This is a genomic window from Streptomyces sp. SID10853, from assembly GCF_010548145.1.
Lineage (GTDB): Bacteria > Actinomycetota > Actinomycetes > Streptomycetales > Streptomycetaceae > Streptomyces.
In genome coordinates this window covers 1-19,355 of the sequence record NZ_JAAGLN010000131.1, presented here as the reverse complement: position 1 = coordinate 19,355, position 19,355 = coordinate 1, and the positions used below count along the sequence as shown (strand labels likewise).

Below are 19,355 nucleotides of genomic sequence, written 5' to 3'. Positions count from 1 at the left end.
TTCTGCCGGAGGAACTCGTCGTACTCGTCGAAGGGGTCGTCGTCACCGCCGGGGCCGCCCGCGCGCGCCCTGGCCGCCTCGGCCTCCGCGCGCGCCTCGGCGGCGGCCAGCAGCCGCTCGACCGCGGTCGGTTCATGGATGGTGGCGGCCCTGACGAAGTCCTCGCCGAAGACCACGGAGGCGAATTCCTCGTCCGCTCCTCCGCGGTCGTCGTCAGGCTCCCGGCCGTCCTGGAACGGCCTGCCCCCCACGTCGTCCGGCACGTCATCAGAGTAGACCCGGTGGGTGGATTTGGGCAGGGAGAGGGGCGAAATCGACCGGGCCCCGGCGGTCACCTGATGTGACCGTCCCCTGTCACGATGTACTTGGTCGAGGTCAGCTCCGGCAGCCCCATCGGGCCCCGGGCGTGCAGCTTCTGCGTGGAGATGCCGATCTCCGCGCCGAAACCGAACTGACCGCCGTCGGTGAAACGGGTGGACGCGTTCACGGCGACCGTCGTGGAATCGACCAGCTGGGTGAACCGGCGGGCCGCGGCCTGCGAGGTGGTGACGATCGCCTCGGTGTGGCCCGATGTCCACAGCCGGATGTGCGCGACGGCCGCGTCCAGCGAGTCGACCACGGCGGCCGCGATGTCGTACGAGAGGTACTCGGCCTCCCAGTCGTCCGCGGTCGCCTCGACGACCTTCGCCTTCGTACCGCCGGCGTGGCCGAGCACCCGCTCGTCGCCGTGCACGGTCACGCCCGCCTCGCCGAGCGCGTCGAGCGCCCTCGGCAGGAACGCGTCCGCGATGTCCCGGTGGACCAAGAGCGTCTCGGCCGCGTTGCAGACGGACGGGCGCTGCGCCTTGGAGTTGACGAGGATGGCGACGGCCATGTCGATGTCGGCCTGCGCGTCCACGTACACATGGCAGTTGCCGGTTCCGGTCTCGATGACCGGGACGGTGGACTCCTCGACGACGGTGCGGATCAGCGAGGCGCCGCCGCGCGGGATCAGCACGTCGACCATGCCGCGGGCGCGCATCAGCTCCCGTACGGAGTCGCGGGACTCCCCCGGCACGAGCTGGACGGCGTCGGCCGGCAGCCCGGAGCCGCCGACCGCGTCGCGCAGCACCCGCACGAGGGCGGTGTTGGAGGCGTACGCGGATGCCGAGCCGCGCAGCAGTACCGCGTTGCCCGACTTGAGGCAGAGCGCCGCTGCGTCCACGGTCACATTGGGCCTTGCCTCGTAGATGATCCCGACGACGCCGAGCGGCACCCGCACCTGGCGCAGGTCGATTCCGTTGGGCAGCGTCGAGCCTCGGACGACCTCGCCGACCGGGTCGGGCAGCGCCGCGACGTCCCGTACGTCCCCGGCGATGGCGCGGATCCGCTCGGGGGTCAGGGTGAGCCGGTCGATGACCGTGTCGGCGGTTCCGGCGGCCCTGGCCTTCGCGACGTCCTCGGCGTTGGCCTCGACGATCTCGGACGTACGCACTTCGAGGGCGTCGGCGATGGCCAGCAGCGCGTCGTCCTTGGCCGAGCGCGGCAGTGGCGCGAGGTCGGCCGCGGCGGCGCGGGACCGGTAGGCGGCCTGGATGACCGGGGACTGGTCGGAGAGCGGGGAGAGCGAGGTCATGCCCGCAGACTAATGCGCGGTCTGCGGGCGTCCGTCCGGTATCCCACGCTCCGAGACGGCGGGGGCCGCACGGTGGCGCCCGCCGGTCAGTAGGGGTGCACTCCGACCGGCGCCGCGGGCGGCGGTCCGTAGCCCTCGGCGATCCGCAGGTGGTAGGTCTCGCGGTCGATGACCTCCAGGCCCACGATCTCCCACGGCGGCAGCTGGGCGGTGGAGCGGTGTTCGCCCCAGAGCCGCAGGGCCACCGCCGCGGCGTCGTGCAGGTCCCGCGCCTCCTCCCAGTAGCGGATCTCCGCGTGGTCGTCGGCGTACCGGCTGGTCAGCAGGAAGGGGTGGTCGTGCGCGAGCTGTTCGAGACCGCGTCTGACCTCCTTGATCGGGGCGGGGCGGCCCGACACGCTCAGGGTGATGTGCCACAGCTTGGACAGGGCGGCCTCCTCCCCGTGCTGCGCGCGCTGCTCCCGGTCCGCGTCCGCGTCCGCTTCCGGGCGTTCTTCGAAGTCGGCCCCCGCGCCGACACTCGTCAGGGTCCGCTCCCCGGTTCCTCGGGGCGGTGCCCCGGGACGGGCTCGTCTCACCGGCGGCCTCCTGTGTGCGTTGCGGCGTCTGTCCCGCGGTGACGGGCGGGCAGCGGTCGGGAGCGGGCTCCCGGGACAAAGTTGACCAGCCCGGCGCCCGGCGCGTGACGGTTTTCCGGAAGGTCCCTGCTGAAAGGCTGGTGTTTCAGCCGTTTCAGGGGACCATGACCACGAGATCGTCCCTGTGTACGACTTCCCGCTCGTAGGCCGGGCCGAGTTCACGGGCCAGGTCCCGGGTGGAGCGGCCGAGCAGCTGGGGGAGCTCCTTGGCGTCGAAGTTGACCAGCCCCCGGGCGACGGTGCGGCCGGCGGTGTCCCGCAGCTCGACCGGGTCCCCGGCGCTGAACTCGCCGTCGACGGCGGCGATTCCGGCGGGCAGCAGCGAGGAGTTGCGTTCCACGACCGCCCGTACGGCGCCGTCGTCCAGGGTGAGTGCGCCGCGCGGGGTCGACGCGTGCTGGAGCCAGAGCAGTCGGTCGGCCGAGCGGCGGCCGGTGCGGTGGAAGTACGTGCCGGTGTCCCGGCCGGCGAGGGCGTCGGCGGCGCGCGAGGCCGAGGTCAGCACGACCGGGACGGAGGCCGCCGCCGCGATCCTGGCCGCCTCGACCTTGGTGACCATGCCACCGGTGCCGACGCCCGCCTTGCCCGCCGAGCCGATGGAGACGTGCGCGATGTCCTCGGGGCCCGCCACCTCCGCGATGCGGCGGGTGCCGGGCTTCGCGGGGTCGCCGTCGTACAGACCGTCGACGTCCGAGAGCAGGACGAGCAGGTCGGCCCGGACGAGATGGGCCACCAGGGCGGCCAGCCGGTCGTTGTCGCCGAAGCGGATCTCGTCGGTGGCCACCGTGTCGTTCTCGTTGACGACCGGCAGGGCGCCCATGGCGAGGAGCTGGTCCAGGGTGCGGTAGGCGTTGCGGTAGTGGGCCCGGCGGCTGGTGTCGTCGGAGGTCAGCAACACCTGGCCGACCCGGACGCCGTAGCGCGCGAAGGACGCGGTGTACCGGGCGACGAGCAGCCCCTGGCCGACGCTGGCGGCCGCCTGCTGCCTGGCCAGGTCCTTGGGGCGGCGGGCCAGCCCCAGCGGGGCGAGCCCGGCGGCGATGGCGCCGCTGGAGACGAGCACGATCTCCTTCTCGCCGCCGCTCCTGACCTTGGCCAGGACGTCGACGAGGGCGTCCACCCGGTCCGCGTCGAGCCCGCCGGCCGCGGTCGTGAGGGAGGAGGATCCGACCTTCACGACGATCCTGCGGGCTTCCGTCACAAGCTGCCTTGCCTCTGTCACACGGCCGAATCTATGTCAGCCCTGCCCGCCGGCGCGCGGGTATTCCACGCGCTGGACAGGACGGGCCGCCGCCCACTTGCGCAGCCTGCGGACCCGGGTGCGTCCGGCAGCGGGCAGCCGCCGCCAGACCGGGGGGCAGGACACGGCGTAGATGTGGTCGGGGATGCCGGCGGCCGGGTCCCTGAAGTACGGAAGGGCGAGGTGGTAGGTGCCGTTGAGGCCCCGGCCGACGCGCTCGGGCTGCTTGCCGCGCTTGAGCTCGGTGAGCACGCCGGTGAGGAGGTCGGTCCTGCCGAGTGCGACGCAGTGCAGCCGCAGTCTCTCGGCGGGCTTGAGTCTCCCGGCCACGGCCGGGTTCCAGTGCGCGGCCATCAGCGGTGCCGCGAGTTCCATCCGCTTCTGCTGGACCGCAGCCGACTGCTTGAGGAAGCCGGGGCCGAACTGCGGGAGCAGGGTGACCACGAAGGGGCGCACCATGAGCTTGTCGCGCTGCGGGCCCGGCGGGACGTACTGGGCTATCAGCCCCATCAGGGCGCGGGCCGAGTCGAACCGCAGCAGGTAACTGCCGCTCTTCGTCACGTGTTTGCCGTCGTCGCGACCCACCAGGTAGTAGCAGGTGTAGTCGGATATGACGGAGACCCCGCCGCCGCGCAGATAGGTCTCCAGGGTGAAGAGGGCGTCCTCGCCCGTCTTGAGTCCCTCGTCGAAGGTGAGGCCGAGGCGTTCGAGCAGGGAGCGCCGGAAGAGCTTCTGGGCGCTCAGGGTGAACTTGATCTGTGAGTCGAAGACGTCCGCGCGCTCGACGGTCTCCTTCCACATGGACTTGGGGGCGCCGCGGTTGACGCCGACGACCTTGCCGAGCACCACGTCCGTGCCGGCGCGGTCGCCCATCGCGACCATGCGCTCCAGCGCCTCTTCGCCGAAGTAGTCGTCCGCGTCGAGGAAGAACACATAGCGGCCGCGAGCGAGTCCGAGGCCGACGTTGCGCGGTCCGCTGGGGCCCCCGGAGTTCTTCTGCCGTACGACTGTCGTGCGTATCTCCGACCTGGCTGCGAACTCTTCGAGGTACTCCCCCGTGCCGTCCGTCGATCCGTCGTCCACGGCGACGATCTCGATCCGGCCCGCGCCCAGGGTCTGGGCCTCCACGGACTCAAGGCACTTCACGAGGTACGGCATCGCTTCATAGGCTCCGACGACAACGGTCACATCGGGCTCACTTGTGCTCATCACATCAGTGAGACAGGTAAATACGACACTTGGTTGCCTCACCGCCCGTACTGATATCCGCCCAGGTCGAGCGCAGTATGGCCGGTATCACACCCCTCGCGGGGGCCACCACGGGCCGCCATAACGGAACTTCACATTCCGCACACGGTGGGGGCAGCCGGAGCGATCCCCTCCGTTCCCGATAGAATCACCGCCCGGCGCCCGCGGGAATTCCTCACCCCGCCCGGCCACCCGAGAAATCCCCCAAGGATTCCCGATGACCCGGCAGCGGAAAATGCAGACAAGGACGTGATCTGATGCGGCAGCTCGCCATCGAGGGAGCCTGGGTGCATGAGCCGAAAGTCTTCCCGGACAGCCGCGGCAGTTTCCACGAGTGGTTCAAGGAGCCCGATCTGGCCGAAGCGGCCGGCCACAGCCTGCGGCTCGCCCAGGCCAACTGCTCGGTGTCCCGCAAGGGCACCCTGCGCGGAATCCACTTCGCCGATGTGCCGCCGAGCCAGGCCAAGTACGTCAAGTGCGTACGCGGCGCCATTCTGGACGTCGTCGTGGACATCCGGGTCGGCTCGCCCACGTACAAGCGGTGGGAGGCCGTACGGCTGGACGATGTGGACCACCGCTCCGTCTACCTCTCCGAAGGGCTCGGGCACGCCCTGCTGGCGCTGACCGACGACGCCACCGTCGTCTACCTCTGCTCCACCGGATACGCCCCGCAGCGCGAGCACGGCATCCACCCGCTCGACCCGGACCTGGCCATCGACTGGCCCGCGGACGTCGCCCCGCTGCTCTCCGACAAGGACGCGGCGGCGCCGACGCTCGCCGAGGCCGAGGCCCAGGGGCTGCTGCCCTCGTACGCGGACTGTGTCGCGTACACCGAGAAGCTGCGCGGCTGATACGCCGGGCGGCTTCTCCGCGTGCAGGACGCACAGGACACACAGGCACCCAGGACGGCGGCCGTACCCCTGCCCGGGGCACGGCCGCCGTCCTGGGTACGCGGTCAGCCGGTGACGCGCTCGATCTGCCGGCGCAGACCGGTGAAGGCGGAGCGCGGCCGGTTGAGGTTGCGGGCACGGATCAGACCGGGCCAGAAGCCCGCGCCGAGCAGCGCCTCGGGAGCCACCGCGCGCTTGCGGGACAGCACCGCCTCCGGGACGTCCTGCGGGTCCTCGGTGACGTACTCCGCGAGGATGGACTCGTAGTTCTGCTTCAGTACGGTGCTCGACGGGTCGGCGCCGAAGACCGCGACCACGCCGGTCGGCTTGGTGTCCACCTCGACCACCAGCAGGTCGGGCCGGAAGCGCCGCAGCACCTCGGCCACCTTGTAGACATCGCCCGTCCAGGCCCCGGTGTGCCGGTCGCGGGCGGCCTCGTCGACGTTGCGCGGCAGCATGTCGTCCAGGACGATCACGCTGTTCCAGCGGGCGTGCTTCTCGACGTTCATGAAGTCGCGCAGGGCGAACTCGAAGAGGTGCATGCCGTCGATGAACGACAGTTCGAGGCGCGGCTCGGCGCCCAGGAGCCCCAGCGGGTCGCGGCGGGCCAGAGCCCGGAAGGGGTTGCGCCCGGTCCGCAGATGCAGCAGCGGGTCCTTGCGGGCGAAGAACGCGTCGCTCGTCTGCTTGACCAGGTGCACGTCGCAGCTGATCGATGTCACGACCTTGAACGCGGGGTCGACCGCGATGGAGGGCACCCGGGAAAGCGCCAGACTACGACCGTCATTGACCCCGATCTCCAGATAGGTGCGGGGACGGTATATGCGGTGCATGCCGCGCAGGAATTCATGGCGGTTCACAGGGAGCGCCCTTCGTCGGAAATAACGACCGGTCCGATCCCCGGCGAAGCTACCTCATGAGCGCCGGGCTGCGAAAGCATCGGAGCTGTTTTGAGCAGCTGTTAAACATTCTGAGTCCGCTCATCCCGAAGAGCCGCGGAACATTTACGAAAATCGCCGCAGACCATCACCCGCACCGGCGGATCAGGAGCGCTCGGCCGCCACCAGCGCCGGGAACGCGTCGGCCAGCGCGAGCCGCCAGTCGCGGAGCGGTTCGATCCCGGCCGCCGCCCAGCGGTCGTGCCCGAGGACGCTGTACGCGGGGCGCGGCGCCGGCCGCACGAACGCCTCGCTGGTCGTGGGAAGCACCCGCGCCTGATCGGCGTCGAGCAGCCGGAAGATCTCCCGGGTGAGCCCGAACCAGGTCGTCGCACCGCCGCTGGTGCCGTGGTAGACACCCGCGGGCGCGGTCCCGGCCAGGGCGCCGGCGCCGAGGCGTACCAGGAGATCCGCCAGGTCGGCGGTCCAGGTGGGCTGGCCGCGCTGGTCGTCCACCACGTCCAGGGTGTCCTTGACGGCTTCGAGCCTGACCATCGTCCGGACGAAGTTGCCGCCTGCCGCCCCGTACAGCCAGGCCGTGCGGACCACGTATCCGCGCTCGGGCAGCACACTCAGCACGGCCTGCTCCCCGGCCAGCTTGGTGCGGCCGTACGCACTGCGCGGGGCCACCGGGGCGTCCTCGGCGTACGGCTCGGTGCCGTCACCGGCGAACACGTAGTCCGTGGAGAGCTGGAGCAGCACGGCGCCGCTCTCCCGGCACGCCTCGGCCAGCACCCGGGGGCCCGTGCCATTGACGGCGAGCGCCTGGTCCTCCTTGGACTCGGCGTCGTCGACCGCCGTCCAGGCCGCACAGTTGACGACGACCGCCGGGCGGTGCTCCGCCAGCGCCGCGCGGACGGCTCCCGGGTCGGTGATGTCGAGCGCCGCACGGTCCAGGCCGACCGCCGCGGTGCCGTCGTCCGCCAGCCGTACGAGGAGGTCACGCGCGAGCATCCCGCCCGCCCCGGTGACCAGCCAACTGCCGCTCATGTCGCACCTGTTCTCTGTGTGTGTCCGGTGTTCTCCGCGTGCCGTGCCAGGCGGGTCAGGTGAGCGCCGCGCGCTCCTTCAGCGGCTCCCACCAGGCACGGTTGTCGCGGTACCACTGCACGGTCTCCGCGAGCCCGTCCGCGAAGTCCTTGCGCGGCTCGTACCCCAGCTCCGTACGGATCTTGGTGCAGTCGACCGAGTACCGGCGGTCGTGGCCCTTGCGGTCGGCGACGTACTCGACGCTGGTGTCCCAGTCGGCCCCGCACGCTTCGAGCAGCAGGCCGGTGAGCTCCTTGTTGGACAGCTCGGTGCCGCCGCCGATGTTGTACACCTCGCCCGCGCGGCCCTTCGTACGGACCAGCTCGATGCCCTGCACATGGTCGTCGATGTGCAGCCAGTCGCGGACATTGGCCCCGTCGCCGTACAGCGGGACCGGCCTGCCGTCCAGCAGGTTGGTGATGAAGAGCGGGATGACCTTCTCAGGGAAGTGGTGGTGCCCGTAATTGTTGGAGCAGCGGGTCACCCGGACGTCCAGGCCGTGGGTGCGGTGGTAGGAGAGCGCGATCAGGTCGCTGGACGCCTTGGCCGACGAGTACGGCGAGTTGGGTTCGAGCGGGTGGGTCTCCGGCCAGGAGCCCTCGTCGATCGAGCCGTACACCTCGTCCGTCGAGATGTGCACGAACGTGCCGATGCCGGCCCGGTGCGCCGCGTCGACCAGGGTGTGGGTGCCGACCACGTTGGTCCGCACGAATTCGGCGCCGCCGTCGATGGACCGGTCGACGTGGGACTCGGCGGCGAAGTGCACCACCTGGTCGTGCTCCGCCATCAGCCCGCCCACCAGCGCCGGATCGCAGATGTCGCCCTGCACGAAGGAGAATCCGGGGTGGTCCCTGACCTCGTCGAGGTTGGCCGGGTTGCCCGCGTAGGTGAGTTTGTCGAGCACGGTCACCGTGACGTCGCCGGGGCCCTGGGGGCCGAGGAGCGTACGGACGTAGTGCGAGCCGATGAAGCCGGCGCCGCCGGTCACCAGAATCCTGTGTGTCATGAAGAGATCTGCACCTTGCTGTGGTCGCCGAGGACGAGTCGGTGGGCTGCTGGGCTGCGGGGCGAAGGCGTCACCTCGACGCCCCGGCCGATCAGCGAGGCCGCGATCCTGCGGACCCCGGTGATCGAGGAGTCACGCAGGACGATGGAGTACTCGATCTCGCTGTCCTCGATCCGGCACCCCTCGGAGACCGAGGTGTACGGACCGACGTACGCGTCGCTGATCACCGTGCCGGCACCGATGATCACGGGGCCCACGATACGGCTGCGGGTGACCTGGGCGCCCTTCTCGATCCGCACCCGCCCGATGATCTCGCAGCTCTCGTCGGCCGTGCCGTCCTCGCAGGGCTCGACGGTCTCCAGGACCGCGCGGTTGACCTCCAGCATGTCCGTGACGTTGCCGGTGTCCTTCCAGTACCCGGAGATCGTCGTGGAGTGCACGTCCTTCCGCTGGTCGATCAGCCACTGGATGGCGTGGGTGATCTCCAGCTCACCGCGCCGGGACGGCCCGATGGAGCGGACGGCCTCGTGCACGGCCGGGGTGAAGAGGTAGACGCCGACGAGCGCGAGATCACTCTTGGGGACCTCCGGCTTCTCCTCCAGCGCGACGACGCGCCCCTCGCCGTCCAGCTCGGCCACGCCGAACGCCGTCGGGTCGGGAACCTTGGTGAGCAGGATCTGGGCGTCGGGGCGTGACGCACGGAAGCCGTCGACCAGACCGGTGATGCCGCCGACGATGAAGTTGTCACCGAGGTACATCACGAAGTCCTCGTCACCGAGGAAATCGCGGGAGATGAGCACCGCGTGGGCCAGGCCGCGCGGTGCCTCCTGCGGGATGTAGGTGACCTTGATACCGAACCGGGACCCGTCCCCGACGGCCTCGCGGATCTCCTCGGCGGTGTCCCCCACGACGATGCCGACATCGGTGATGCCCGCGTCGGCGATGGCTTCCAGCCCGTAGAACAGCACGGGCTTGTTGGCCACCGGCACGAGCTGTTTGGCCGAGGTGTGTGTGATGGGGCGCAGGCGTGTGCCCGCACCGCCGGAAAGGACGAGAGCCTTCACGTTGTGTGTCCCTTGCGAGCAGTCGTCTGGCTTGATCCGTCCTGTGGGATTTTATCCATTTCCGCGTTGCGAAACCGTAAGACCGACCGGCCAATGGGGGGTGGATGAAGGAGCGGGGCTGGGGTGCGTGCATCGCAAGGCGGAGGATTGAGGGCGCCGCGAGGCGCGTGCCCCGGCCCCGCGACGCCGCCCCCCGCCCCCCCCCAAAAAAATTGGCCGGTCGGTCTCAGGAGAACGCCGTACGGCCGTCTGCGCGAGGTGCGCGAACGGCCGTACGGGAGGATCGGACTGAGGCGCTGTCAGTCGCCCACCGCTGAGTCGACCCGGGTGGCGTCCGAGTCGTTCAGGCCGGGTGAGCCCTCCGGTTCGGCGGCGCCCGTGCGCTGGGCGACGGCCGCGTTGCGCGCCTCGGCCTTGGCCGTGAGCGCCCTGACCGCCGCGTTGAACTGCTCCATCGAGGTCGGCTCGTCGGGGCCGAGCAGATACTGCTTCAGCTCCCGCCTGGCGTCGGCCAGCGGGTCGGCCGACGACTCGGTGATCGCCGTGAGCAGCTGGTCGATCTCCTTGGCGGTGTTGGAGAGGATCACGGCGGCACGTACGGCGGTGTTCTGCCGCTTGAACTCGTCGGCGCCCAGTTCGGCCGAGTCGGTGACGGCGTACGGCTTGCCGCTCGCGATGAAGTCCGAGACGACGCTGGAGATGTCCGAGACCATGCCGTCCGACTCGTTGAAGCAGTCGTACAGATGCGGCCGGCCGCCGGTGATGACGCGGTGCTCCCAGTAACCGAAGGTCCGCCAGTAGGCGCGGTTCCACTCGGTGCGCAGGGTGGCGGCCTCGTTCTCGCGCGCGGGGTCGGCCAGCGAGGCGCGGGACTCCTCGGACTCGTCGGCACCCGACGGGACTCGTGCGGCCAGCTCGTCGAGCTTGGCCTCGATACGGGTCAGCTCGGCCTGGGCGGCGGCCCGGTCGGCCGCGCCGGCCGCGGCCTGGCCGGTCCAGCGGGGCTCGGCCGCACGGGCGGCGGCCGCCTTCTCGACCATGGCCGTGATCCGCAGGTGCGCCGCCTTGGCCTGCGCGCTGCGGGTGCCGGTGAAGGGGTGCGGCTTGTAGAGCACCCGGACCGGCTGCTCGGCGCCGAGCAGCCGCTTGACGATGTTCTCCCCGGCGAGCAGCAGCGAGGTGTTGCCCGGGTTGTCGTCCCAGCCCTCCCAGGTGGGGGCGTACAGCACGGTCGGGATCTGCTGCTTCGGGGTGCCGGTCCAGCTCTCGATGGGGGCCAGCTGGGGGCGGCCCACCTCGACGATGTCCTCGTCGCGCACACCGACGTCGGCCAGCGCGTACCGGTCGCGGCCGGCCCGGCCCGCTGTCCACACCTCGTCATACGCCTTGCTGTACGGGTTGACGCTGGCGAGCTTGTCGCTGTCGCCGTGCCCGATGAAGACGTGCTTGATGGTCGGGACGCGGAGCATGTGGATGTTCTTGCCGACGTTCGCCGCGTACAGGGCGACGCGCACGGTGGAGAGATCCATGTTCATCAGGTGCACACCGCCGGGCACGCACACCACGGGCACCGTGGTGGAGGCGAGCTGCGACACGATGGCGCGCTCGCGCAGGATGATCAGCGGGCGCCCCTCGGTCTGCGCCATCGTCTCCAGCCACATGTTCACCTGGTAGGCGGAGTCCCTGGAGCCCGAGAAGTAGAGGGCGACGGTCGGCCGGTACTCGCGCAGCCAGCCGTCGAGCCCGGCGAGCACCGCGGCGGCGGAGGGGACGCGGCGGCCCTTGAGGATGTACGGCACGAGCACGGCGATGTAGAGGACGCCGAGGACCAGCGTGATCAGTATGCCGAGGTAGCCGAAGTCGTCGGTGCCGGTCTTGGCCGCGATCAGCAGGCCGACCATCGCGAAGGCATCCAGGTGGAGCATCTTCTCGGCGGCCCGGTTCAGCAGCCTGCGCGGCGGCGGGCCGGGGATCGGGATGGCGCCGAGGTCGACGTTGCGGGTGACCACCGGCATGGTGCGGCGCAGCCTGATGAGGGTGGTCAGTGTGCCGTGCGCGGCCTGCAGACCGTAGAAGAGCAGGAAGCAGGCGACGGCGGCGTAGTAGACAGTCTGCTCGGCGAGCTGAAGGCGGGCGAGCAGCAGAATAAGCAGCAGTTCGCGCAGGAGGAAGCGGATCGACAGGCCGGCCCTGACCTTGGCCAGGCGGTTGATGAGGTAGCTGCGGCGCTGGTGCAGGAACCAGTCGGACACATAGGTCACGAAGGTGGCCGCGGCGAAGAACCAGATATTGGGGATCAGCGCTGCGATCATCACACACGGGTAGCTGAGCCCCATGAAGGCTGCGGCGATCAGCTCGGACCGGCTGCCTACGCGCGCCAGTCGAATGGCGGTCGAAATCACGAAGAACCTGCTCCAGGGGGTGCCGGTTTTATTCTGAGGGTACTGACGTGGGTACTGGCTCGGGGTATTTGATTCGGTGGGATGTGATCCGGGGATTTCACCGGAGGCTTTATTTGGGGAAATTGTGAAGGCCGGGCTTCACGCATTCGGGCCTCTGCGATTCGCGCGACGCGATCACAGAGGCCCGAAAAGAAACGTCCACTTATGCCAGGGAAGTATTACACATCTTCCTGACGGTCCAGCACTGAGGCCAGCGCCTGCTCGAACCCGGACGCCTCAGCGCTGGCGTCGCGCGTCGGGTCCTGCTGGCGTACGTCGATGACGTGGCCGGTCAGCTCGGAGAGCAGTACGTCGAGCGAGGTACGGGCCACGGCCTCCGACGAGAGCAGGCTGCCCTCGGGCTCCTGGCCGAACGCCTTGGTGCGCATCGGGGTCGCCGTGCGCTCCGGGTTGACGCAGTTGACCCGGACACCGTCGCCTGCCCACTCGTCCGACAGGGCCTGGGTGAGATTCACCATGGCGGCCTTGGTGGAGGAGTACAGGCTGTACTCGGCGCGGCCGCGCGTGTAGCTGCTGGAGGTGTAGAGCAGCAGCTGGCCCTTGGTCTCCGCCAGGTACTTGTACGAGGCGCGCGCGATCTGCACCGGCGCCAGGTAGTTGACGTTCAGCGCTTCCTGGATGGTCGTGTTGTCCGTCTCGGCCAGCTTGCCGATGCGCAGCACGCCCGCGGTGTTGATGACGTAGTCGACCCGGCCGGTCTCCGCGTACGCCTTGGAGAGCGCGTCGTCGACGTGCTCCGGGTTCTCGACGTGTGTACCGGTGGTGGAGCGGCCCAGCGCGTACACCTTCGCGCCGTAGGACTCGGCGATGGTGGCGATGTCGGCGCCGATGCCGTACGAACCGCCGAAGACCACCAGGGTCTTGCCCGTCAGCAGCTCACGGTAGGCGGCCTCGTCGGCCTGGACCGGGGCGGCGGTGGAGGCCAGCTGGAACAGCTTGTCGGTGATGAAGACATCGACGGGCTGGGTGACCTTCATGTTGTACTCGTCGCCCGCGACGACGTAGATCGGCACGTCGGGCAGGTACTTGAGCACGACCGAGCAGTCGTCGGTGGCCTGGAAGTTCGGGTCGCCGGCCGCGACGTCGTACGCCCGGCGGATGGTGGAGAGCTTGAACGCCTGCGGGGTCTGGCCGCGGCGCAGCCGGGAGCGGTCCGGGACCTCGGTGATGAACTCGCCGTCCTCGCCGTGCGTACGGGTCACGATGATCGTGTCCGCGGACGGGATGGCGACGTCGACGGCCTGGTAGCGCTCCAGCGCGTCCACACAGTCCTTGATCACGCGCTGCGACAGCAGCGGGCGCACGGCGTCGTGGAAGAGGACGTTGCGGTCCTCGCCTTCGGCCAGTCCCTCGCCGAGGGCCGCGATGGCGCGCTCGGTGGTCTCGTTGCGGGTGGTACCGCCCTCGATGACCCGGGTCACCTTGGTCAGACCGGACTTGGCGACGATCTTCTCGACGTCCGGTACGTATCCCGGGGCCATCAGCACGATCACGTCGTCGATGGAGTCGGCCTGCTGGAAAATCGTCAGGGTGTGCTCGATCACAGCCTTCCCGGCGATCTTCAGCAGTTGCTTGGGGATCGACAGACCCACGCGCTGGCCGGTACCACCGGCGAGAACGACTGCTGTAGTCCGGGGCTTGGTTGCTTTGTGCTGCACAGACACAGACGACCTACCTTGCGATGACGAGGGAACGGTGTGATGGTCGCACTCTCCGTGACCGTCTCGCAAGGTGGACGCCAAGCCTCCACAACCCTTGCGATACCGCCTGTTCACCCTAAGGGCAGGAAAGTGACTGGGATCCCCCCAGCCACTGTGAGTGACCGACGCCACAGGGTGCGAGGGTAACTCATGGCTGGACGTCCGCCACGGTGAGGGCCAGGTCGTTGCTCACCGTGTAGTACGGCCGCACCCTGACCCACTGCTTGGGCCTGCCGCGGACCTTGCGTACGGCCTTGCGGAGCGCACCCCAGGGCCGCGTCTTGCGCACCAGGGACGGCGGATAGGAGTAGACGCCCTTCTTGTCCACGACGTCGTCGAGTATCCGGCCGACCTTCACCGGGGGCTCCTGCGGCGCGTACCGCAGCCACACATCCCAGTAGTCGTTCCTGGTGAGCTGGCGGGCCGCGGGACCGCCGGCCGGGAAAGCGACCCGGAAGCCGTCCGTGCCCTCGCGGCTGCCGGGGAAGGAGAGTTCCTCACCCGCGCCACCGCGGCGGCGCAGCAGCAGGACCGGGTCGCCGGAGGGCGCGGCCGCTCCCAGCAGCCGCCCGGACACGGTGAGCCGGGTGCCGTCGACAACGATGTCCCCGGCCTCGGCGTGCGCGGGCCGGTTCCAGCTGCGCATGGTCAGGAAGCCCTTGTCCTTGAGCCGGTAGGCGACCTGGTTGCGTACCCGTTCGCCGCCCTCCGCGCGCAGCGGGCCGCGCTGGTCGACGGAGCGTGCGGCGATCCTCACCCGCCGCCCCGAGCCGGCCGCCTCGGCGTAGAAGTCCCAGACACCCTCGGCGAATTCGCCGCCGGCCGGGACGACCGCGACGCCCCGTGCGTCGAAGGCGTACGAGCGCTGGTCGCCCCGGTCGTCGGTGCGCGAGCAGAGCAACCGCAGCCCGTCGTACGCCGCCGGGCCCTCGCGGTCGGGTACGAGTGTGACGGTCAGCTCGCCGTCCGGCCGCACCACGCAGTCCGCCTCCGGTGCGAACGCCGGCCGGCCGGCGCGGGTCGCGGCCTGCGGGCGCAGCTCGGTGAAGAGGTCCTCGTACTGCTTGGTGACCTGACTGGGGTCGAAGCGGCGGGCGTTGGCCAGCGCGGCCGCGCTCATCCGGTGCCGCAGCTCCTCGTCGCCGATGAGCCTCAGGAGCGCGGCGGCGACGGCCGCACTGTCACCGACGGGGACGAGGAGCCCGTCCACGCCGTCCTCGATGATCTCGCGGGGGCCGTAGTCGCAGTCCGTCGAGACCACGGGCAGCCCGCAGCGCATCGCCTCGACCAGCGTCATCCCGAAGGATTCGTGCCGGGAGGTGGACACGGCGATGGCGCCCTTGGCCCACTCGGGCTCGATGGGTGAGTGGGGGCCCATCAGATGGACCCGGTTGTGCAGGCCCCTGGCGTCGATCCGCTCCCTCAGCTTGGAACGTTCGGAGCCGCCGCCGTAGATCCGCAGCGACCAGTCGGGGCGTTCGGCGACCACGTCGGCGAAGGCGTCGACCAGCACCTGGTACTGCTTCTCGGGCGCCAGCCGCCCGGCGGCGACCACGGTGGTGCCGCTGCCGTCGGACGGCGCGACCGGCGGTTCGGGGACGCTGTTGGGGATCGAAAGCACCCGGGTCGCGGGCAGCGGCATCTTCTCCCGGTACACGGCCGCGTCGCCATCGGAGACGGTCACGAAGGCGTCGAGCGCGGCCAGGTGCTCGTACAGCTGGGAGCGCAGGGCCTGCTTGTGGTGGTTGTGCGTCATGTGCTCCTGGCCGATGAGCACCGCTCCGGCCGGGGCGAACTGGGCGACGTACGCCACCAGGCCGGGACGGGTACCGATGACGACGTCCGCGTCCGATGTCGCGTAGTGGTCCCGTACCCGCTGGTCGCTGAGGGTGCTGTACTCCCTGAAACGCGCCTCGGCCGACGGCAGGCACTGCGAGGGCTGCTGGTGGAGCGGGTGTTCCAGCTCATTCGCCATCGAGGCGGGATCGGTGTCGACCAGGGGGACGACGGTGATCCGGGAGTCGATCCGGAACAGCGGTGTCTCCCGGTGCCGGAAGACCGACACGATCTCCACGTCGTGCCGGTCGGCCAGCTCCTCGGCAAGGTTCAGTGTGGTCTTGATCGTGCCGCCGATCCCGTAGACCGTGTGGATGAGGAAGGAGATCTTCATCTGCCCCGTTACTCCGCTTCCGTTACTCCGGGCCGGTGCACACAACCCCCGCCATGACATCGCAGGCCCGCGTTCATGAGTGGTTGGTCATCCACCCACTGGCAAGACATCCGATGGCAACCATCGGTTGTGCACTTTCGGGAAAAGATCGCGGAAATCGCCCGGCACGATGGCGCGGAACAGCCGGAGGCCCGGGAACGCGTCGGCGTTCCCGGGCCTCCGGGCCTTGCTGCGTGGTGACGTCGGAACCTGCGCGGTTCTGACCGGACCTGTCCGAGCGGGGCCTAGAACGGCTTGAACTCGTCGTACTCCTTGTCCGATTCGTCCCGCTCGGCCTGCCGGTCCCTGCGCTTCTGTTCCGCGGGGCGGGGTGCCTCCAGACGGTGGTCCTCGCCACGGCGGCCGAGCATCTCGGCGCCCGCCATCATCGTCGGCTCCCAGTCGAAGACGACCGCGTTGTCCTCGGCGCCGATGGCCACACCGTCGCCCGCACGGGCACCGGCCTTCATCAGCTGGTCCTCGACACCGAGGCGGCTGAGCCGGTCGGCGAGGTAGCCGACGGCCTCGTCGTTGCTGAAGTCGGTCTGGCGGACCCAGCGTTCGGGCTTCTCGCCCCGTACGCGGTAGACGCCTTCCTCCTCCTCGAAGCTGACGGTGAAGCCCGCGTCATCGACGGCCTTCGGGCGGATGACGACCCGGGTGGCCTCCTCCGCGGGCTTCGCGGCGCGTGCGTCGGCGATGATGCCGGCCAGCGCGAACGACAGCTCCTTCAGACCCAGATGGGCCACGGCCGACACCTCGAAGACCTGGTAGCCGCGGGCCTCCAGATCCGGGCGGATCATGTCGGCGAGGTCCTGGCCGTCGGGGATGTCGACCTTGTTGAGGGCGACGATGCGGGGCCGGTTCTCCAGGCCGCCGTACAGCTTGAGCTCCTCCTCGATCATGTCGAGGTCGGAGAGCGGGTCGCGGTCCGACTCCAGGGTCGCCGTGTCCAGCACATGCACGAGCACCGAGCAGCGCTCGACGTGCCGCAGGAACTCCAGGCCGAGGCCCTTGCCCTGGCTGGCGCCGGGGATCAGACCGGGGACGTCCGCGATGGTGTAGACGGTCGAACCGGCCGTCACCACACCGAGGTTGGGGACGAGCGTGGTGAACGGGTAGTCCGCGATCTTCGGCTTGGCCGCGCTCAGCACCGAGATCAGCGAGGACTTGCCGGCGCTCGGGTAGCCGACGAGGGCCACATCGGCGACGGTCTTGAGCTCCAGGACGATGTCCCGGGACTCCCCCGGCTCACCGAGCAGCGCGAAGCCGGGCGCCTTGCGGCGGGCCGAGGCCAGCGCGTGGTTCCCGAGGCCGCCGCGGCCGCCCTGGCCCGCGACGAAGGTGGTGCCCTGGCCGACCAGGTCGGCGAGGACGTTCCCGGCCCTGTCCAGCACGACGGTGCCGTCCGGCACGGGCAGCACGAGGTCGTGCCCGTCCTTGCCCGAGCGGTTGTCACCGGCGCCGGGCTGGCCGTTGGTGGCCTTGCGGTGCGGGCTGTGGTGGTAGTCGAGCAGCGTGGTGACCGCCTGCTCGACGACGAGGATGACGTCCCCGCCGCGCCCGCCGTTGCCGCCGTCGGGTCCGCCGAGCGGCTTGAACTTCTCACGGTGTACGGAGGCGCAGCCGTGGCCCCCGCTACCCGCGGCGGCATGCAGCTCGACGCGGTCCACGAAGGTGGTCATGGGTGTGCCTCCAGAACATACGGAATTGTCTTACGTGTAACACGACGAAGGCGGACCGGCTTCCCGTAAGCAACGGGAAACCTGGTCCGCCCTCGACAGATCGCTCTACGGCAGCCTAAGGCTGTGCCTGTGCAGAGATCAGGCGACCGGAACGATGTTCACGACCTTGCGGCCGCGGTGCGTGCCGAACTCGACCGAACCGGGGTTCAGCGCGAACAGCGTGTCGTCGCCGCCACGGCCGACGCCGGTGCCCGGGTGGAAGTGGGTGCCGCGCTGGCGGACCAGGATCTCACCGGCGTTGACGACCTGACCGCCGAAGCGCTTCACGCCGAGCCGCTGAGCATTGGAATCGCGCCCGTTCCGAGTGGACGATGCGCCCTTCTTGTGTGCCATGTCTCCTCAGTCCCTTACTTCGCAGCCGCGGGGATACCGGTGACCTTGATCGCCGTGTACTGCTGGCGGTGACCCTGGCGACGGCGGTAGCCGGTCTTGTTCTTGTAGCGAAGGATGTCGATCTTCGCGCCCTTGTGGTGATCCACGACCTCGGCCTGGACCTTGATACCGGCAAGCACCCACGGGTCGCTGGTGACCGCGTCACCGTCGACCACGAGCAGGGTCGAGAGCTCGACCGTGTCGCCAACCTTGGCGGTGGGAATCTTGTCAACCTCAACGATGTCGTCGACAGCAACCTTGTGCTGACGACCACCGCTGCGCACGATGGCGTACACGCGGATCTCTCTTTCGCTCGGAATCGGCCCTCTGATGCCAGCCGCTCACACGGGTCCGGGGACCCGCGACGATCCGGATTGGACGAGCGGCCTCTCCCGGCGGAGCCAGGAGGGAGTTGCTCAGAGGGGCGGCGCACAGGAAACACGCCGAGGGGTAAGGCTACGGGGCCGGATCCAGGGGGTCAAACCGGCCCCTGGCGGGGGCCGGGTTCCGTAAGGACACCCGGCGTACGGACAAAGGTGCGGCCCTCCCGAGGAGGGCCGCACCTTTCGTCCGACGGGGCCGGCCCGGGTCAGTCCTCCGTGGAGGCCGTGACTCCGGAGGCCGACTGGTCCTCGGCGGCGACCGTCTTCTTCGTCGCCTTCTTGGCCGTCGTCTTCTTGGCCGCGGTGGTCTTCTTCGCCGCGGTCTTCTTGGCGGCCGCCTTCTTCGCGGGCGCCTTCTTGGCCGTCTTGCGCGCGGCCGTCTTCTTGGCCGGCGCCTCGGGCTCCGCCGCGGGGGCCTCGTCCGACGGGGACTCGACCACGACGACGGCCGCGTCGGCCGCCCCCGCGGGGGCGGTGGCAGTGGCGTTCGCACGGCGCCGGGCCCGATGCTGGGCGACCTCGGCGGCGCGCTCGGGGGGCGCCGGCGGCTCCTCGGTCACCGGAGCGGCAGGGGCCTCGTCGACCACGATCTCCGCGGTCTCGTCGGCCGCCTTGGGCGCACCGGCCGGAGCCGTGGCCTTACGGGTCGCCCTGCGGCGCCCACGGGCCGGAGCGGCCTCCTGGACGGGCTCGGGCTCGGCCACCGGCTCGGCGGCGGGCTGCTGGGCGGCGGGCCGCTCGGCGACCGGCTGGGGCTCGGGCTCGGCCACCGGCTCGGCGGCAGCCGGTTCCGCGGCGGCCGGCTCCGGGACAGCG

General features: G+C 70.1%; 15 protein-coding genes and 2 pseudogenes. 1 reads left to right on the top strand and 16 read right to left on the bottom strand.

Annotation, left to right across the window (positions count from 1 at the left end; translation table 11 throughout):
- From G3I19_RS22840 to G3I19_RS22820, 5 genes and pseudogenes are all read right to left on the bottom strand, one after another.
- Positions 1-263, bottom strand: a pseudogene (locus G3I19_RS22840) (hypothetical protein); the annotation flags it as partial.
- Positions 264-331: 68 nt separating this feature from the next.
- Positions 332-1,615 (bottom strand): glutamate-5-semialdehyde dehydrogenase, encoded by a 1,284-nt coding sequence (locus tag G3I19_RS22835; RefSeq protein WP_164265551.1) that lies wholly within the window; start codon positions 1,613-1,615, stop codon positions 332-334.
- 86 nt (positions 1,616-1,701) lie between these two features.
- Positions 1,702-2,193 carry a hypothetical protein gene (locus tag G3I19_RS22830; RefSeq protein ID WP_164265550.1) on the bottom strand — a complete coding sequence of 164 codons (492 nt, stop codon included), beginning with the start codon at positions 2,191-2,193 and terminating at the stop codon, positions 1,702-1,704.
- Positions 2,194-2,347: 154 nt separating this feature from the next.
- The gene (gene proB / locus G3I19_RS22825) at positions 2,348-3,475 is read right to left on the bottom strand and encodes a glutamate 5-kinase (protein ID WP_343235178.1); all 1,128 of its coding nucleotides are present in this window, start codon (positions 3,473-3,475) and stop codon (positions 2,348-2,350) included.
- Positions 3,476-3,490: 15 nt separating this feature from the next.
- Positions 3,491-4,702, bottom strand: a complete 1,212-nt coding sequence (locus tag G3I19_RS22820; protein ID WP_164265549.1) for a glycosyltransferase family 2 protein — start codon at positions 4,700-4,702, stop codon at positions 3,491-3,493.
- 296 nt (positions 4,703-4,998) lie between these two features.
- On the opposite strand from G3I19_RS22820, the gene rfbC reads away from it, so the two are divergent.
- On the top strand, positions 4,999-5,592 hold the full coding sequence (gene rfbC / locus G3I19_RS22815; protein ID WP_164265548.1) for a dTDP-4-dehydrorhamnose 3,5-epimerase: 594 nt from the start codon (positions 4,999-5,001) through the stop codon (positions 5,590-5,592).
- A gap of 104 nt (positions 5,593-5,696) precedes the next feature.
- On the opposite strand, the gene G3I19_RS22810 is transcribed toward rfbC, so the two are convergent.
- From G3I19_RS22810 to G3I19_RS22760, 11 genes and pseudogenes are all read right to left on the bottom strand, one after another.
- On the bottom strand, positions 5,697-6,491 hold the full coding sequence (locus G3I19_RS22810) for a class I SAM-dependent methyltransferase (RefSeq protein ID WP_164265547.1): 795 nt from the start codon (positions 6,489-6,491) through the stop codon (positions 5,697-5,699).
- Between the two features lie 183 nt (positions 6,492-6,674).
- A complete protein-coding gene (gene rfbD, locus G3I19_RS22805; RefSeq protein WP_164265546.1) occupies positions 6,675-7,559 on the bottom strand; it encodes a dTDP-4-dehydrorhamnose reductase in 885 nt (294 codons plus the stop codon).
- A gap of 55 nt (positions 7,560-7,614) precedes the next feature.
- Entirely contained in the window at positions 7,615-8,604 is a 990-nt protein-coding gene (gene rfbB / locus G3I19_RS22800) for a dTDP-glucose 4,6-dehydratase (RefSeq protein WP_164265545.1), read from the bottom strand.
- On the bottom strand, positions 8,601-9,668 hold the full coding sequence (locus tag G3I19_RS22795; RefSeq protein WP_164265544.1) for a glucose-1-phosphate thymidylyltransferase: 1,068 nt from the start codon (positions 9,666-9,668) through the stop codon (positions 8,601-8,603). The genes rfbB and G3I19_RS22795 overlap by 4 nt, the downstream gene beginning before the upstream one ends.
- A gap of 299 nt (positions 9,669-9,967) precedes the next feature.
- The gene (locus G3I19_RS22790; RefSeq protein ID WP_164265543.1) at positions 9,968-12,070 is read right to left on the bottom strand and encodes a hypothetical protein; all 2,103 of its coding nucleotides are present in this window, start codon (positions 12,068-12,070) and stop codon (positions 9,968-9,970) included.
- A gap of 218 nt (positions 12,071-12,288) precedes the next feature.
- Entirely contained in the window at positions 12,289-13,794 is a 1,506-nt protein-coding gene (locus tag G3I19_RS22785) for a bifunctional cytidylyltransferase/SDR family oxidoreductase (RefSeq protein ID WP_164265542.1), read from the bottom strand.
- Between the two features lie 184 nt (positions 13,795-13,978).
- Positions 13,979-16,000 carry a glycosyltransferase family 4 protein gene (locus G3I19_RS22780; protein ID WP_164265541.1) on the bottom strand — a complete coding sequence of 674 codons (2,022 nt, stop codon included), beginning with the start codon at positions 15,998-16,000 and terminating at the stop codon, positions 13,979-13,981.
- Between the two features lie 284 nt (positions 16,001-16,284).
- Positions 16,285-17,724 (bottom strand): GTPase ObgE, encoded by a 1,440-nt coding sequence (gene obgE, locus G3I19_RS22775; RefSeq protein WP_164265540.1) that lies wholly within the window; start codon positions 17,722-17,724, stop codon positions 16,285-16,287.
- 138 nt (positions 17,725-17,862) lie between these two features.
- Positions 17,863-18,117, bottom strand: a complete 255-nt coding sequence (gene rpmA / locus G3I19_RS22770; RefSeq protein ID WP_164265539.1) for a 50S ribosomal protein L27 — start codon at positions 18,115-18,117, stop codon at positions 17,863-17,865.
- A gap of 14 nt (positions 18,118-18,131) precedes the next feature.
- The gene (gene rplU, locus G3I19_RS22765) at positions 18,132-18,452 is read right to left on the bottom strand and encodes a 50S ribosomal protein L21 (RefSeq protein WP_164265538.1); all 321 of its coding nucleotides are present in this window, start codon (positions 18,450-18,452) and stop codon (positions 18,132-18,134) included.
- 293 nt (positions 18,453-18,745) lie between these two features.
- Positions 18,746-19,355, bottom strand: a pseudogene (locus tag G3I19_RS22760) (ribonuclease E/G); the annotation flags it as partial.